The sequence below is a fragment of the Hymenobacter sp. genome, from assembly GCF_035709525.1.
Classification (GTDB): domain Bacteria; phylum Bacteroidota; class Bacteroidia; order Cytophagales; family Hymenobacteraceae; genus Hymenobacter.
Genome location: NZ_DASTEP010000188.1, coordinates 1 through 15145 on the forward strand (window position 1 = coordinate 1; position 15145 = coordinate 15145).

The window sequence follows — 15145 nt, forward strand, 5'->3', positions numbered from 1 at the left end:
CTGAGCGGAGCGCAGCGGAGTCGAAGCATCTCTACCGCTTCATTGCTGGCGTAAAGAGTTAGTTCACTGGTAGAGATGCTTCGACTCCGCTGCGCTCCGCTCAGCATGACGATTAGTCTCAACGGCTACCCAACAAAAAAGGACGAACCAGTCGGCCCGCCCTTTCCTTTTCATTACTTCTGCCGGGCCGCCCAGGCGTCCATTTTGTGCTCCAGCACATCTAGCGGCATCACGCCGTCTTTCAGCAGCTCGTCGTGAAAGTCACTGAGCTTGAACTTGTTGCCCAGCTCTTTGGTGTAGCGCGCCCGCAGCTCCTGTATCTTGAGTTGCCCGATTTTGTAAGCCAGCGCCTGGCCCGGAATGGCCATGTAGCGCTCGATGGCGGCCGTGTCGTTGGCCTCGTTGTCGGGGGTGTTGTCGAGCATGTAGGCAATGGCCTGCTCGCGGGTCATTTGGCCGGTGTGCAGGCCGGTGTCGACTACCAGGCGCACGGCGCGCAGCATCTCGTCGCTTAGCGCGCCAATGTACTGGTAGGGGTCTTTGTAGAGGCCCAGCTCCTTGCCCAGGCTTTCGCAGTACAGCGCCCAGCCCTCGGTCATGGCCCCGTAGCCGGCAAACTGCCGGAACTTGGGCAGCGCGGTATTTTCCTGCTGCAACGAAATCTGGTAGTGGTGGCCCGGAATGGCCTCGTGCAAAAACAGCGATTCCATGCCCTGCGTCACGTTGTACTCGGCCGGTTTGGGGATGGGCACGTAGAAAATGCCCGGCCGCGAGCCATCCGGCGAGCCCTGGTTGTACTCGGCCGAGGCCGACGCCTCCCGGAATTTCTCGGTTTCGCGGATTTCAAACGGCGTCTTGGGCGTGCGCCCGAACATCGTTTTCAGGTTGGGGTCGATGGTCGCCTGAATTTTGCGGAAGCCCGCCAGCACCTCCTCGGCACTCTTGAAGGGCATGGCCTTGGGGTCTTGGCGCAGGCTCGCAAAGAATTCGCGCAGCGTACCCTTGAAGCCCAGCTGGTCTTTCACCTTCTCCATCTCGGCCCGGATGCGCGCTACCTCGCTAAGGCCCAGCGCGTGGATTTCGGCCGGCGTTTTCTCCGTGGTCGTCCAGTAGCCCACGTAGTAGCGGTAGATTTCCGGCCCGCCGGACACCGCGTTGATGCCGCTCGTGGCCCGCGCCTTGGGCAGGTATTCGGTGGCCAGGAAGTTGCCGAGCTTGCGGTAGGTCGGCACTAGCTGGGTCAGAATGGCTTGCTTGTAGGCGGTGGTCAGGCGCTGCTTATCGGCGGCCGAAAAGTCTTTCGGGAAGCTGTTTATCGGTCCGTAGAACAGCGACTTGGTGGGGTCCGTCACCACCATCGTCGCATCCTGCATCTGCGGTATCATCTTCTGCACCAGCGCCCGGGGCAGCACCACGCCCGCCTTCATGCCGCGCCGGAAGTTGCCGATGGCCGAGTCGGCCCACACCGTGAAGCCCTGCACCCGGCCCAACCAGTTGTCGTAGTCCTGCACGGTTTTGAAGGGCTGAATGCTCTGCCCCGCGCCGTACTGCCCCATCGACAGCGGCAGCCCCCAAAACTGCTGAAACGGTATCATCCAGGTGTTCAGCTTCAGCCCCGCCACCCGCTGCTTGAGGTCGTAGGTGAAAATGTCGTAGCTAATCTGGTCGTTTTCGTCCAGCTTGGCCCGGTCAAACTTCTCGACCCGCGTCAGGTAGTCCTGGTAAAACGTGCGCAGCGTGTCGCGGTAGGCCTGCGTCTGGTCGTTGGGTAGCTGGTCGTTGTAGCGGTTGTCGCCCTGCGCCGTGGCCGACACCGGGTCGAGCCGCGACTGCTTGTCCCAGAACTCGCTGAAAACGGCGCTCAGCTCTTTGTTGCCGGCTGTAGTCGTTTGGGCGGTTTTATCGGAGGTGGAGGACTGACAGCCCGCTAGTAGCAGCGTGGCCGCCAGTGTCGCTTGCGCGAGGTATTTCATAGAAAATAAGGTGTTAAGGCAGGAATTAGACCGGTTAAAAAACGTCTGTCATGCTGACGAAGGAAGCATCTTGTCAGGTTAGTATTGCGACTGTGCAAACCTGATAAGATGCTTCCTTCGTCAGCATGACAGACGTGGAAGGCAGACGTAAAACAAGCGGTTAAGCGCCTAGCCCTCCTTCAAGCTCGCCTCGTACTCATCGAGCTTTTTGAGCGTGCCCGCGATGTTCTCGGTAAACAGCACTACTACCGCGCCCTCGGGCGCGGTGGCCATGAGGTGGTCGATGGCATCCATCTCGTTTTCAATGTACTGAATGGGTAGCTCGGGCTTGTCGAGCCGCAGGCCGCGCGTCATGATGTCGCGCAGAAACTCGGCCGATTTGCCGCGCAGGTCGCGGTCTTGCCGCAGCACTACCTCGTCGAAAATCTGCCCGGCCACGCGCGCGAAGCCCAGGGTATCCTCGTCGCGGCGGTCGCCCAGCCCCGACACCACGCCGATTTTGCGGGTGGCCGGCGTGGCGCGCATAAACTCCGCGAATTTCTCGATGCCCGCCGTGTTGTGGGCATAGTCCACGATGACTTCGAAGCGCGGAAACTTGTACACGTTCATGCGTCCCGGCGTTTTGGTGGCCGAGGGCACGAAGGTGCGCAGCGCCGTCTTAATCTCGTCTTTGCTGAAGCCCGCCAGGTAGCTGGCCAGCGCGGCGGCCAGCGAGTTTTCGATGTTGAAGCCCGCCCGGCCGCCAAACGTCACCGGGAACTCGGCCGCCCGGTCGATGCGCAGCTTGTACGAGTTCTTATAAATCGTGACGTAGCCTTCCTCATACACCGCCGCCACGCCGCCGGCCTCCACATGTTCCTGAATGCGCGGGTTGTGCTCGTGCATCGAAAACAGCGCTACCCGGCAATCGACGGTGCGCGCCATGTCATACACCAGGTCGTCGTCGGCGTTGAGCACGGCCCAGCCGGTTTTGCGCACCGTGCGGGGCAGCACGCCCTTCACGGCCGCCATTTCCTCTACCGTATAAATGTCGCGCATGCCCAGGTGGTCGGCCGCTACGTTGGTCACCACCGCGATGTCACAGGTGTGAAAGCCCAGGCCCGAGCGCAGCATGCCGCCGCGCGCCGTTTCGAGCACCGCGTAGTTCACGGTCGGGTCTTTCAGCACAAACTCGGCGCTCACGCCGCCCGTGCAGTCGCCCTTTTGCAGCTGCACGCCCTGAATGTAAATGCCATCGGTAGTGGTATAGCCCACCTTGTAGCCCTTGCTGGCCACCAGGTGCGCGATGAGGCGCGTGGTAGTAGTCTTACCGTTGGTGCCAGTCACGGTGATAATCGGGATGCGCGCCGTGGCCCCGGCCGGAAACAGCATGTCCACCACCGGGGCGGCCACGTTGCGCGGCAAGCCCTCGGTAGGCGAGATGTGCATGCGGAAGCCGGGGGCCGCGTTCACCTCAATCACCGCGCCCCGCGTCTGGTTGAGCGGAATGGCGATGTCGCTGGTCAGCAGGTCGATACCGCAAATGTCGAGGCCCACGATGCCGGCCACGCGCTCGGCCAGCAGCACGTTGTAGGGGTCGATGAGGTCCGTCACGTCGGTGGCCGTGCCGCCGGTGCTCAGGTTGGCCGTGCTCTTGAGGTACAGCACCTCGCCGGCCGGCAGCACCGAGTCCAGCGTCAGGTCTTTACTGGTCAGAATATCGAGCGTGTGCTGGTCTACCTTAATGGAAGTCAGTACCTTCTCGTGGCCCACGCCCCGGCGCGGGTCCTCGTTCACCTTGTCTACCAGCGCCTGGATGCTGCTGCTGCCGTCGCCCACTACGGCGGCGGGCGTGCGCTTGGCGGCGGCTATCAGCTTGCCATTCACCACCAGCAGGCGGTAGTCGTCGCCCACCACGTACTGCTCCACTATCACGGCGCGCGAGTACACTTTGGCGGCTTTCAGGCCCTCCACCGCGTCTTCCCAGTTGGTGATGCGGATGGTGGCGCCCTTGCCGTGGTTGCCGTCGAGCGGCTTGGTCACGATAGGAAAGCCCAACTCCTCTATGGCCTCGCGCAGGCCTTCCTCCGAATACACGGTAGTGCCGCGCGGCACCGGCACGCCGCCGTCGGCCAGCATGGCCTTGGTGCGGTTTTTATTGCCGGCCACCTCTACGCCCGCGTGCGAGGTCAGGTTGGTGGTAGTGGCCCAGATGCGGCGCTGATTGACGCCGTAGCCGAGCTGAATAATGCTGCTGTTTTTCAGCTGGATATACGGAATGCCGCGCGAGGCCGCCTCGGCCACGATGCTCCAGGTGCTGGGCCCAAAAAACTCCTCTTCCCGAATGTCGTGCAGCTCATCCACCACCGGCTTCAGGTCGAAGTCTTCGCCTTTCAGCAGCGCCTCTACCAGCTCCACGGCCGCCTGGGCGGCGTAGCGCCCGGCGCGCTCTTCCTGGTAGGCAAACACTACGTACTCAACGCCTTCCTCGTGGGCGGGGTAGCTTTTGCCCCAGTACACGGGCATGCCGGCCTGGCGCTGGAGCTCCAGCGCCACGTGCTGCACCACCGCGCCCAGGGGCTCGCCATCGGCCAGCTGCTCGGCCGTGAGGGGCGGGTGCTTGGCAAACTGCTTGCCGCTCACGCCGGGAATGTGGGGCATGTGCCCCATCTGGGGCAGCAGGGCCGTCAGCCGCTCGGCAAAGTCGGGCACGCTATTGCTCCACTGACCGGCAAATTCCTGGAAATCAACTTTACAGACGATGAGGCGGTAGTGCTTCACCGACCAGTAGCTCGGGCCGCGCATGGTGCGCAGGTCAATAATTTTCATATAGGCAAAACGGGGCTAAGCCGCCGGCACGGGCGGCGGCTTAGCAATGTAGGCACCGTAGCGGGTAATTTCCCACTTTTAAGAGCCTCCCGCGCCGCCAACCGGCGCTTCTCGGTGAGCCCCACGGCCTTTGCCTTGCGCAGTAGCGTCGGGCTTGGCGCACTAAAAAGGCCACCAGCGTTGCTGGTGGCCTTGTGCATCAACCTTTTCTCACGTTGTATCGCGTTGCACGTCCCGGCAGGCTGCTAACTGATAAATTGGATAATTTCTAGTAATAATTAAATCTAACCTCTTTCAAACAGTGCAAAGAAAATCTTGGCATTGTCCTTACTTGATGTCCCCACATCTTCTTTTTTGTAATTTTCTCTCGATAAAAGTACAATAATATTGTTGGCTGAATGCGTTGCAAAACTAGTCTGGTTAATTGCAAAAATCCAAAAAATAAAACTTGTTTTTTGGCATATATTTTTCATGCTATTGATTTTTAGTAAAATATATTTTTTAAAGACGGGCTTAGGGTGGGATAATCCTATTCAGGTGGTGTCGGAGGCAGGTTATGTATCTCTTGTTTCCGTCCGATGCAGCGCGCTTGCCGCAGCTGGTGTAGTGGCCGGCTCGCGGCCGATGAGGCCGATACTGCGCGGCCCGCAGCTTTTGCTAAACGGGCATACCCATAAGCAACCGCGCAGGAATTGCGGCATTATAAATGGAGTTCGGTGGCTCTCTATTTTAGCATAAGTAAAATTATGATTAATAGCTAGTTGATTTGCTGAAAAGAGTTCAGCTTAGCGGTAGGGAGGGGCGTGGTTGTGGCCTTGCCGAGCTTTTATTATGTGGGCGGGCGGCGCGTTATTTGGCTTTCACCCTGCGCTCATGTGCCATGCCTGCCCCCGCCGACCCTAGCGCTGCCTCACCCGCCGAGCCAGGTAGCTCCCCGCCCCCGGCCGACCGCTACCGCGCCATTCTGCACCACGTGCAGCAGGGCTTCGGCCTGGTAGAAGTGCTGTTCGACGCGCAGGGCACGGCCAGCGACTACCGCTTTCTGGAAGTCAACCCCGCTTTTGGGCGGCAAACGGGCCTGGCCGCCGCCGTGGGGCGCACCCTGCGCGAGCTGGTGCCCGCGCTCGATGCCCAGTGGTTTGCGCCCTACGGGCAGGTGGCGCGCACCGGCCAGCCGCAGCAGTTCGAGCAGCTGCTGCCCCACGCGGCGGGGCGCTGGCTGGCGGTGCAGGCCCTGCCCGGCGGGCCGGCCGGCAGCCACCAGGTGGCCATCTTGCTGGCCGATGCCCCGGCCCGCCCCCCGGCCGAGGCTACCCGGCCGCGCAGCAGCCAGCTGCTGCTCGATATGGAAGCCGTGGCCCGCACCGGCTCCTACGAGGCCGACCTGACGAGCGGCAGCTTTTACTTTTCCGACGGCCTGTACCGGCTGTTTGGCGAGGGGCCGGAGTCTTTCTTGCCCACGCTGGCACTCATCGATGCCCGCTCGCACCCCGAAGATGCGGCCACGGTGCGGCAGGTGCTCGACGAGGCCACGCGCACCGGGCAGCCCTACACCTACCGCCGCCGCATCCGGCGCGCCGATGGGGAGTGGCGCACCCTGGAGGCCCACGGCGAAGTGCGCCGCGACGCGGCCGGCACCGCCGTGCAGCTGCGCGGGCTGGTGCAGGACATCACCGAGCGGGTGCAGGCCGAGGCGGCGCTGCATGAAAGCCGCGCGCTGCTGCGCGCCACCATCGACAGCTCGCTGGATATGGTGCAGGTGTTTGAGGCCGTGCGCGACGAGCAGGGCGCGGTGGTGGACTTTGCCTGGGTGCTCAACAACGCGGCGGCCGAGCAGTACTACGGCGACGTCATCGGCCGGCGCCTGTGTGAGCTGAACCCCGGCGTGGTGGAAGCGGGCATTTTCGACACCTTCCGGCAGGTGCTCGAAACGGGCGTGCCCGACCAGCGCGAGCACCACTACGCGCACGAGCAGTTCGACGGGTGGTTTTACCAATCGACCGTGAAGCTGGGCGATGGCGTGACTACTACTACCCACGACATCAGCGCCCGCAAGCGCTTGGAGCAGGAGCTGCGCGAAAGCCAAACCCTGCTGCAAGACATCATCGACGCGCCGAACATCGGCCTGGCCGTGTACCGGGCGGTGCGCGACGAGGCCGGTACCATCGTGGACTTCATACACGAGTACATCAACCGGGCTAGCAACGAGATGCTGGGCGAGGATTTCACCGGCCGGCTCTTTACCGACCACGGCGACAACGGCCGCCGCCAGTTGGCGCAGCTCCGCGAGGTGCTGGCAACGGGCCGCCGCAACAGCTACCTGCGCGAAACCGACTTCCGGGGCCGACGGGTGTGGTTTGCCATCACCAACACCCCGCTCGACGGGGACCGGCTGGTGCACACCTGGGAAGACGTAACCGAGCGCAAGCAAGCCGAAGCGGAGCTACTGCACCTAAAAGAGGAGGTAGCGCAACGGGCCACCGACAAGTACCACGCCCTGTTCCGGAGCATGAATCAGGGCTTCTGCGTGCTGGAAATTCTATTTGACGACGCTGGGCAGCGGGCCGTTGGGTTTACTCCCCTGGAAGTGAACCCGCAGTTTGCCCAGGAGTCGGGCATGGCGGCCCGCGCGGCGGGCGACACCCCGCGCGAGCTGGTGCCGGCCCTGGATGACTTCTGGCTCGCGGCCTACGCCCAGGTGGTGCGCACCGGCGAGGCCCAGCGCCTGGAGCGCTACGAGCCCAGGGTAAGCCGGTGGTTCGACGTGCACGCCTTTCGCATCGGCCCGCCCGCCGCCCACCAGGTGGCCGTGCTCTTCACCGACATCACCGCCCGCAAGCAGGCCGAGCAGCAGCAGCAGTTTGTGATGCGGCTGGCCGACGCCCTGCGCCCCCTGGCCGACCCGCTGGCAATTCAGCGCGAGGCCCTGGAATTGCTGCGTATGCACCTAGGTTGCGCACGTACCCTGTACGCCGAGGCGCTCGACCAGGAAGGTACCATGTACATCAGCACCGAAAACCGGGACCCCGGCCTGGTGCCGATGGAGGGGCTGGTCATGCGCTTCCAGGACTTTACGCCCGATGGCCTGGCCGAAGCCAAGTCCGGGCAACCGCTCTGGCGCAACGACGTGTTGGCCGAAGCCCACACCCCGGAGCAGCAGGCCGGGTACGCCACCTTTGGCACGCGGGCCTGGCTGATGGTGCCGCTGGTGAAGGACGGGCGCCTGGTGGCCGACCTCACCGTGCACAGCGCCACGCCTCGGGCCTGGACAACCCACGACATTGCCCTGGTGCAGGAAACCACCGAGCGCACCTGGGCCGCTATGGAACGCGCCCGCGCCGAAGAAGCCCTGCGCGCCAGCGAGCAGCGGCTCCGACTCATTACCGACGTTACGCCGGCCCTCATCGCCTACGTCGATGCCGGGCTGCGGTATCGTTTTGTCAATCAGCGCTACCAGGAGTGGTTTGGCCGGGCGCCGCAGGAGCTACAAGGCCAGCGATTGCGCGCGGTGGTGGGCGAAGAAGCCTTTGCCCGGCTGCTGCCCCACGCCGAGGCGGCGCTGGCGGGCCGGCCGCAGTCGTTCGAGGCCGAGATGACGTTCCAGACAATCGGCCTGCGGCACGTGCAAACCGAGTTTGTGCCCGACGTGCAGCCCGACGGCTCGGTGGCCGGCTACTACTCGCTGGTTACCGACATTACCGAGCGCAAGCGCCGCGAGGCCCATCTGGCGTTTATGGCCAGCTTGATGAGCGACTTTGCGCCGCTGAGCACCGTGGAGGAGGTGATGGAGCTGGCGGGCCAGCGCATCACCGACTACCTGCAGCTCTCGCACTGCTTCTTCGTAGCCGTCGACACCGAAGCCGGGACTTGTACCGTGTTGCACCACGGCCGCCCGGCCGGACTACCGGCCATGACCGGCACGTACCCGCTAAACGATTTTCACACCCCAGCGGAAAACCAGCAGCTGGCGGCGGGCCAGCCCATGATTGTCAGCGACGTGGACGACGGCCACCGCCCGGCCGCGCAGGTCGCGGCGTATCAGGCCCTCGACATCCGCGCGCTGGTGAATACGCCCCACGTGGCCGAGGGCCGCTGGGTGTTCGACCTAGGCGTGGGCCGCCCCCAGCCGGGCGCTTGGGAGCCCGACGAAATTGAGCTGCTGCAGGACGTGGCGGGCCGGGTGTGGCTGCGGCTGGAACGGGCCCGCGCCGAAGCCGCCCAGCGCGCAAGCGAAGAGAAATACCGCAGCATCTTCGAAACCATCGACGAAGGCTTCGCCATCCAGGAGTTCATCACCGACGAGCAGGACAACATTGTTGACATCGTCTACCACGAAGCCAACGCCGCCTTCGCCCAGCACACGGGCCTGCCGCAGGTGGCGGGCCGAAAAGCCAGCGAGCTGTTTCCGCACCTCGAACAGCACTGGCTCGATGGCGGGGCGCACGCGTACCGGACCGGCGAGCCCGTGCGTACAGAAGGCTATGTGGCCGACCTAGACCGCTGGTTTACGCTCCATTATGCCCGCGTGGGCGGCCCGGGCAGCAAGCTGCTTGCCGTCGTCTTCACCGACATCACCGAGCGCAAGCGCCACGAGCAGCGGCAAGCATTTCTGCTGCAGCTCAGCGACGCGTTGCGCCCGCTCGCCGACCCGGTGGCCATGCAGCAGGCCGCGTCGCGCGTGCTGGGCGAATTCCTGGGAGCGGACCGCGTGTATTACGTCGACATTGAGCCGAACTACGAGCACTGGGTGGTGGCCGACAACTACGTGCGCGAAGGCGTGCCACCGCTTCTCGGAAAAGGGCGGGTGGAGGATTTTGGCTGGGCGGGCCACGAGCTGCGCGCCGGCCGGCTGGTGCGTATCTCCGACGCCGAAACCGACCCAAACCTGAGCGAGGCGGCGCGCGCCGAGTGCCGGGCGGTGAACCTGGCAGCATTGCTGGCCGTGCCGCTCCTCAAAGAAGGACGCTGGGTGGCTTCCTTTGCCGCACAGCACCTGACCCCCCGCGCGTGGAGCGACGACGACGTGGCAATGTTGCAGGAAGCCGCCGAACGCACCTGGGCCGCCGTGGAACGCGCCAAAATCGAAGCCGCCCTGCGCGAATCGGAAGAAAAATACCGCACGCTGTTTGAGAACATTGACGAGGGCTTTGCGCTCTACGAGGTGTTCGTGGACGAACGGGGCCAGGCGGTCGACATCCTCTATCACGAGGCCAACCCCGCCTTTGGGCAGCAGTCGGGCGTACGGGATGTCATCGGCCGCAAAGCCAGCGAGCTGTTTCCCCACACCGAGCTGCCGTGGATGGATACCCTCACGCGCGTGTACCAAACCGGCGTTGGCGAACGGCTGGAAGACTACCACGCCGACACGGGCCGCTGGTATAGCCTGTACTATGCGCGCGTCGGGGGCAGCGACAGCCCGCTCATCGCCGTCGTCTTCAACGACGTCACCGAGCGCAAGCGCCGCGAACGTGAGCAGGAATATCTATTGCAACTGAGCGACGCGCTGCGCCCGCTCACCGACGCGGTGGACATTCAGCGCGCGGCGATGCGTATTCTGGGTGAACACTTGCAGGTCGACCGGGTGCTGTATGCGGAGGTAGACGCCAGCGGGGAGACGTATTTCATCCCGGATAATTACGTGCGCGCGGGGTACCCAAAACTCATTGGGCATTTTCCGACCAATGATTACAGCCCGGCCAGCCAGCGGCTGCGGATGGGCGAAACCTACGCCATCGTGGACATGAGCTCGGACGAGCGGTTGAGCGAAGCGGTGCGGGCGGCCTTCATCGGGGCGAAGGTGTACGCCAGCATCGGCGTCCCGCTCATCAAAGGGGGGCGCTGGGTCGCCAATCTCGGTATTCAGCACGGACAAGCGCGGAAGTGGACGGCTGACGAGATTAGTCTGGTGCAAGAAACGGCCGAGCGCACCTGGGCCGCCGTGGAGCGCGCCCGCGCCGAAGAAGCCCTGCGCGCCTCGGAGGAAAAGTACCGCACGCTGTTCGATTCGATGGACGACGGCGTTTCGACGCTCGAACTCCTTTTTGACGAGCACGAGCGGGCGGTTGATTATAGGTTTATCGAACTCAATGCGGCGTTGACCAAACAGACTGGCCTGACGAGCGACATCATCGGCAAGCGCGTCAGCGAGGTTGTCCCGGATTTGGAGGCGTATTGGTTTGAAGCCTTCGAGCGCGTTGTGAAGACCGGGGTGCCGGAGCGGCACGAGTATTACATCGCTGGGCTTGACGGGTGGTTTGATATTGCCACTTCGCGGGTTGCCGATGCCACGAACCGTAAGGTGGTGTGCATTTACAACAACATCACCGAGCGCAAGCGCCGCGAATTGAACGCCGTTTTGCTCGACGACATTGGGAAGGAGTTAGCCATCCTGTCCGCGCCGGACGAGATTATGCAGATGGTCGGCCGGCGCCTCGGCGAATTCCTGGCGCTTTCCGGCTGCTATTTCGTGGACGTTGACGAAGCTAAAAACGAAGTCACGGTGCATCACGGCTGGGCCAGCGGCAATGTGCCGAGCCTGATGCAAACGTTCAAGCTCGAAGCGTATTTGAGCGAAGACTTCGTGCGCACAATGCGCGCCGGCGAACTATTCGTGATGCGCGATACGGCGCACGACGAACGAGCAGAAGCGCAGAGCTACGCCCGGTTGCAAGTCGGTAGTTTCGTCACCGTGCCGTTTTTCCGCCAGAGCCGCTACGTCGGCCACATCGCCGTGACCACCGAGCAGCCGCACGAGTGGCAGCCACAGGAAATTCAGCTGTTGGAGGAGATATCGAGCAGCGTGTTCCCGCGCATCGAGCGCGCCCGCGCCGAGGAGGCCCTAGCCGCGTCGGAAGCGCAGTTTCGCGCCGTAGCCAACCTAGTGCCCGACCTGCTCTGGCGCAGCTCCCCCGACAGCAACACAGGTTGGTACAACCAACAGTGGTACGAGTACACCGGCCAGACGCCGGAAACTGCCGCCGGCTACGGCTGGACCGACGTCATTCACCCCGACGACCAGGCCGAATCGGCGCGCCGCTACCGCGCGGCCGTGGCCAGCGGTGAGCTCCTGCGCCAGGAGCACCGCATCCGCTCGGCCCAGGGCGAGTACCGCTGGTTTCAGGTGCGGGCCCGCCCCGTCCGCAACGCGCAGGGTAACATCACGACGTGGTTTGGAGCCGCCACCGACATCCACACCCGCAAGCAAGCCGAGGAAGCGCTACGCACCAGCGAAGAAAAATACCGCGGAATCTTTGAGAATATCGACCAAGGCTTCTCCCTGCACGAGCTGGTTGTGGATGAAAGCGGCCAGGTAACCGACGTGATTTTGCAGGAAGTAAATGCGGCGTTTGAAAAACACACCGGCATCCAGCAGGCGCAGGGCAAGAAGGTAAGCGAACTTGTGCCTAACCTGGAACCGGTGTGGCTGGAGGCCATGACCCGGGCGTATCAATGGGGCGAGACGCAGCATTTTGAAGCGTATAACGTCGATACCAACCGTTGGCTTACGTCCCAGTATTCCCGTGTTGGCGGACCCGGAAGCCGGCTGCTAACGACCGTGTTTACCGACATCACGGAACGGAAGCAACGGGAGCAGCACCAAGCATTTCTCTTAAAACTGAGCGACGCGCTGCGCCCGGTGGCCGACAGCGCGGCCATGGAGCGCGCTGCCATGCGCGTGCTGGGCGAAACCCTAGGCGCCGACCGGGTTTTCCTGGCCACCGTGCAGGCCGATGGCACTTCCTGGAGCGTTCGCGAAGAGTATATCGCCGGGCTGCCGGGCGGCATCGGCAGCTATCCGATGTCGGAGTTTCAGCTAAAACGCCTGCCGCAGTGGCAGGCCGGGCACGTGTCCAGCGTAGCCGACAGCGAAACCGACCCCACCCTTAGCGCCACCGACCGGGCGGCCTACGCGGCCTTTGGCCTGCGCGCCGCCATTGGGGTGCCGCTGGTAAAAGGGGGCCGCTTTACGGCGCTGCTGTGCGTCAACCAGGCCACGCCCCGCCGCTGGACCGCCGCCGAGCTGGCGCTGACGAGCGAAGCGGCCGAGCGCACCTGGGTGGCCCTGGAGCGTGCCCGCGCCGAGGAAGCCCTGGCCGCCAGTGAGCAGCGCCTGCGAGCCCTCATTACCAACCTACCCGGCGCAGCTGCTTTCGTAGTAGGCCCCGACCTGCGCTACCAGCTGGCCGGGGGTGAGGCCCTCGACAAGGCGGGCCTCGTGCCGGCCGACCTCGTGGGCCGCACCGTGGCCGAGGCCATGCCGCCCGACCTGGTGCCACAGCACGAAGCCCACTACCGGCAGGCGCTGGCCGGGCAGGAATTTTCGCTGGAGCACACGGCCCACGGCCGCACGTTCATCTCGCGCGGGGTGCCGCTGCTGGATGCTACCGGCCAGCCCGAGGCGGTGCTGGTGGTGAGCTACGATATTACGGCCCGCAAGCAGGCCGAGGAAGCCCTGCTGGTATCGGAAACAAAGTACCGCACTCTGTTCGAAACCATGGACCAGGGCTTCGGCATCGGCCAGGTGCTGCCCGCCGACGAGGCCACCGGCAAGCCCCTAGATTGGCAGTGGCTGGAAGTAAATCCCCAGTTTGAGCGCCTGACCGGCCTGCCCCGCGCCGCCGTGCTCAGCCAAACCACGCGCCAACTCATCCCCGGCCTGGAGGAAATCTGGTACGAGCGCTACGCCCAGGCCGCCGCCGGCGAAACGGTCAACTTTGAGGCCTACTCGACGGTGCTCGGCCGCTGGTTCGACGTGTATGCCTTCGCCCTGGGGCCAGCCGACAGCCGCCGGGTGGCGGTGCTCTTCAGCAATACCTCGGAGCAGAAGCAGGTAGAGGCCGCGCTACGCGAGGCCGAGGCGCGCTACCGCGAGCAGCTGGAGCAGCAGGTGCAGGAGCGCACCCAGCAGCTGCAAGAAAGCCGCGACCTGCTGCAATCGGTACTCGATACCAGCCTCATTTCCATGTCGGTGCTTCGTGCCGAGCGCGATGCCGCCGGGCAGGTGCAGGACTTCCGCCTGGCTCTCGTCAACAAAGAGCTGGAGCGCGAAACCGGCCGCACCGACCTGGTCGGCAAGCTCTACGCCCAGGAGTATCCCGGCATCCGGCAGGTGGGTATTTTCGACCTGATGCTGCACGCCCTGGCCACCGGCGAGCCCCAGGGCATGGAGTATTTCTACGACCATGAGGGCTTCAGCCGCTGGTTTACCTGCCAGTTTGTGAAGCTAGGCAATGGCGTAGCCGCTACCAACCTCGACATCACCGAGCACAAAACCGCCGAGCAGGAGCGCCTCAAAAACCTGCGCCTGCTGGAGCAAGCCGAGGCCGTGGCCGGCCTGGGCTCGTGGGACTACGAACTGGCTACCGGCACTATGCACTGGTCGGAGGGCATGTACCACCTCTTTGGCTTGCCCGTGGGCAGCACCGTGGCCCCCAGCCACTACCTCGAGGCCGTGCTGCCCGACGACCGCCCGCGCGCCCGGCAACTGGTGCGCCGCCTCACCGCCGGCAAGGGCTTCGAGGAAACCCTGCGCCTGCGTGTGCGCGAGCACGTGAAAACCGTGCGGATGAAGGCCGTGGTGCTGCGCGACGAAACCGGCCAGCCCACGCGGGTGCTGGGCGTGGACCTCGACATCAGCGAGCTGCAGCGCCTGGAGGCCGACAACCTGCACCTGCGCCTGGGGCAGCAGCAGGCGCTGTTCGAAGCCGTGCAGCTGGCCCAGGAAGAAGAGCGCCGCCGCATGGCCGAAAGCCTGCACAACGGCCTGGGCCAGGTGCTGTTTGCCACCAAGCTGCAGCTCGACCGCCTGGGCACGGAGCCCGGCCAGCCCGCCCGCCAAGAGGCCGCGCGCCTGCTCAGCGACGCCATCCGGCAGACGCGGGCGCTGTCGCACGAGCTGAGCCCCACGCTGCTCGAAGAGTTTGGCTTGCAGGTGGCCCTCGAAACCATTTGCCGGCAGCTGAACGCGCCTAATCTGCACTGGCACTGCCACATCGTGGTGGCCGACGCGGTGCTGCCCAGCGTGTTGCAGCTGGCCATCTACCGCCTGGCGCAGGGCCTGGCCCACAACGTGGCCCAGCACGCGCAAGCCAGCGAGGCCACCCTGGAGGTCGAGCGCCTGCCCGGCTGGGTGGTGCTGCGGGTCGAAGACAACGGCCGGGGCTTCGACCCCGCCACCGTGCGCGAGGGCCTGGGCCTCAAAACCCTGCACAGCCGCGCCGCCCTGCTCGGCGGCGTGGTGCAGCTGGATTCCGCGCCCGGCCAGGGCACCCAGGTGCTGGTGCGCCTGCCCGTGCGGTAGCGCCGCATTGGGCAAAAGACAAAGCCCCTTCTAAATGCAGCATTTAGAAGGGGCTTTGCGGTAA

Annotated in this window: 4 protein-coding genes; 1 reads left to right on the forward strand and 3 read right to left on the reverse strand. The window is 64.2% G+C overall.

Annotated features, from left to right (window positions below):
* Positions 1-173 precede the first annotated feature (173 nt).
* From VFO93_RS16840 to VFO93_RS16850, 3 genes are all read right to left on the reverse strand, one after another.
* The gene (locus tag VFO93_RS16840) at positions 174-1973 is read right to left on the reverse strand and encodes a DUF885 domain-containing protein (protein ID WP_325135540.1); all 1800 of its coding nucleotides are present in this window, start codon (positions 1971-1973) and stop codon (positions 174-176) included.
* Between the two features lie 168 nt (positions 1974-2141).
* Positions 2142-4781, reverse strand: a complete 2640-nt coding sequence (gene cphA, locus VFO93_RS16845; RefSeq protein ID WP_325135541.1) for a cyanophycin synthetase — start codon at positions 4779-4781, stop codon at positions 2142-2144.
* Positions 4782-5065: 284 nt separating this feature from the next.
* Positions 5066-5254 carry a hypothetical protein gene (locus tag VFO93_RS16850; RefSeq protein ID WP_325135542.1) on the reverse strand — a complete coding sequence of 63 codons (189 nt, stop codon included), beginning with the start codon at positions 5252-5254 and terminating at the stop codon, positions 5066-5068.
* Between the two features lie 407 nt (positions 5255-5661).
* Here VFO93_RS16850 and VFO93_RS16855 point away from each other — a divergent pair, with 407 nt between their 5' ends.
* Positions 5662-15081 (forward strand): PAS domain S-box protein, encoded by a 9420-nt coding sequence (locus VFO93_RS16855; protein ID WP_325135543.1) that lies wholly within the window; start codon positions 5662-5664, stop codon positions 15079-15081.
* Positions 15082-15145 lie beyond the last annotated feature (64 nt).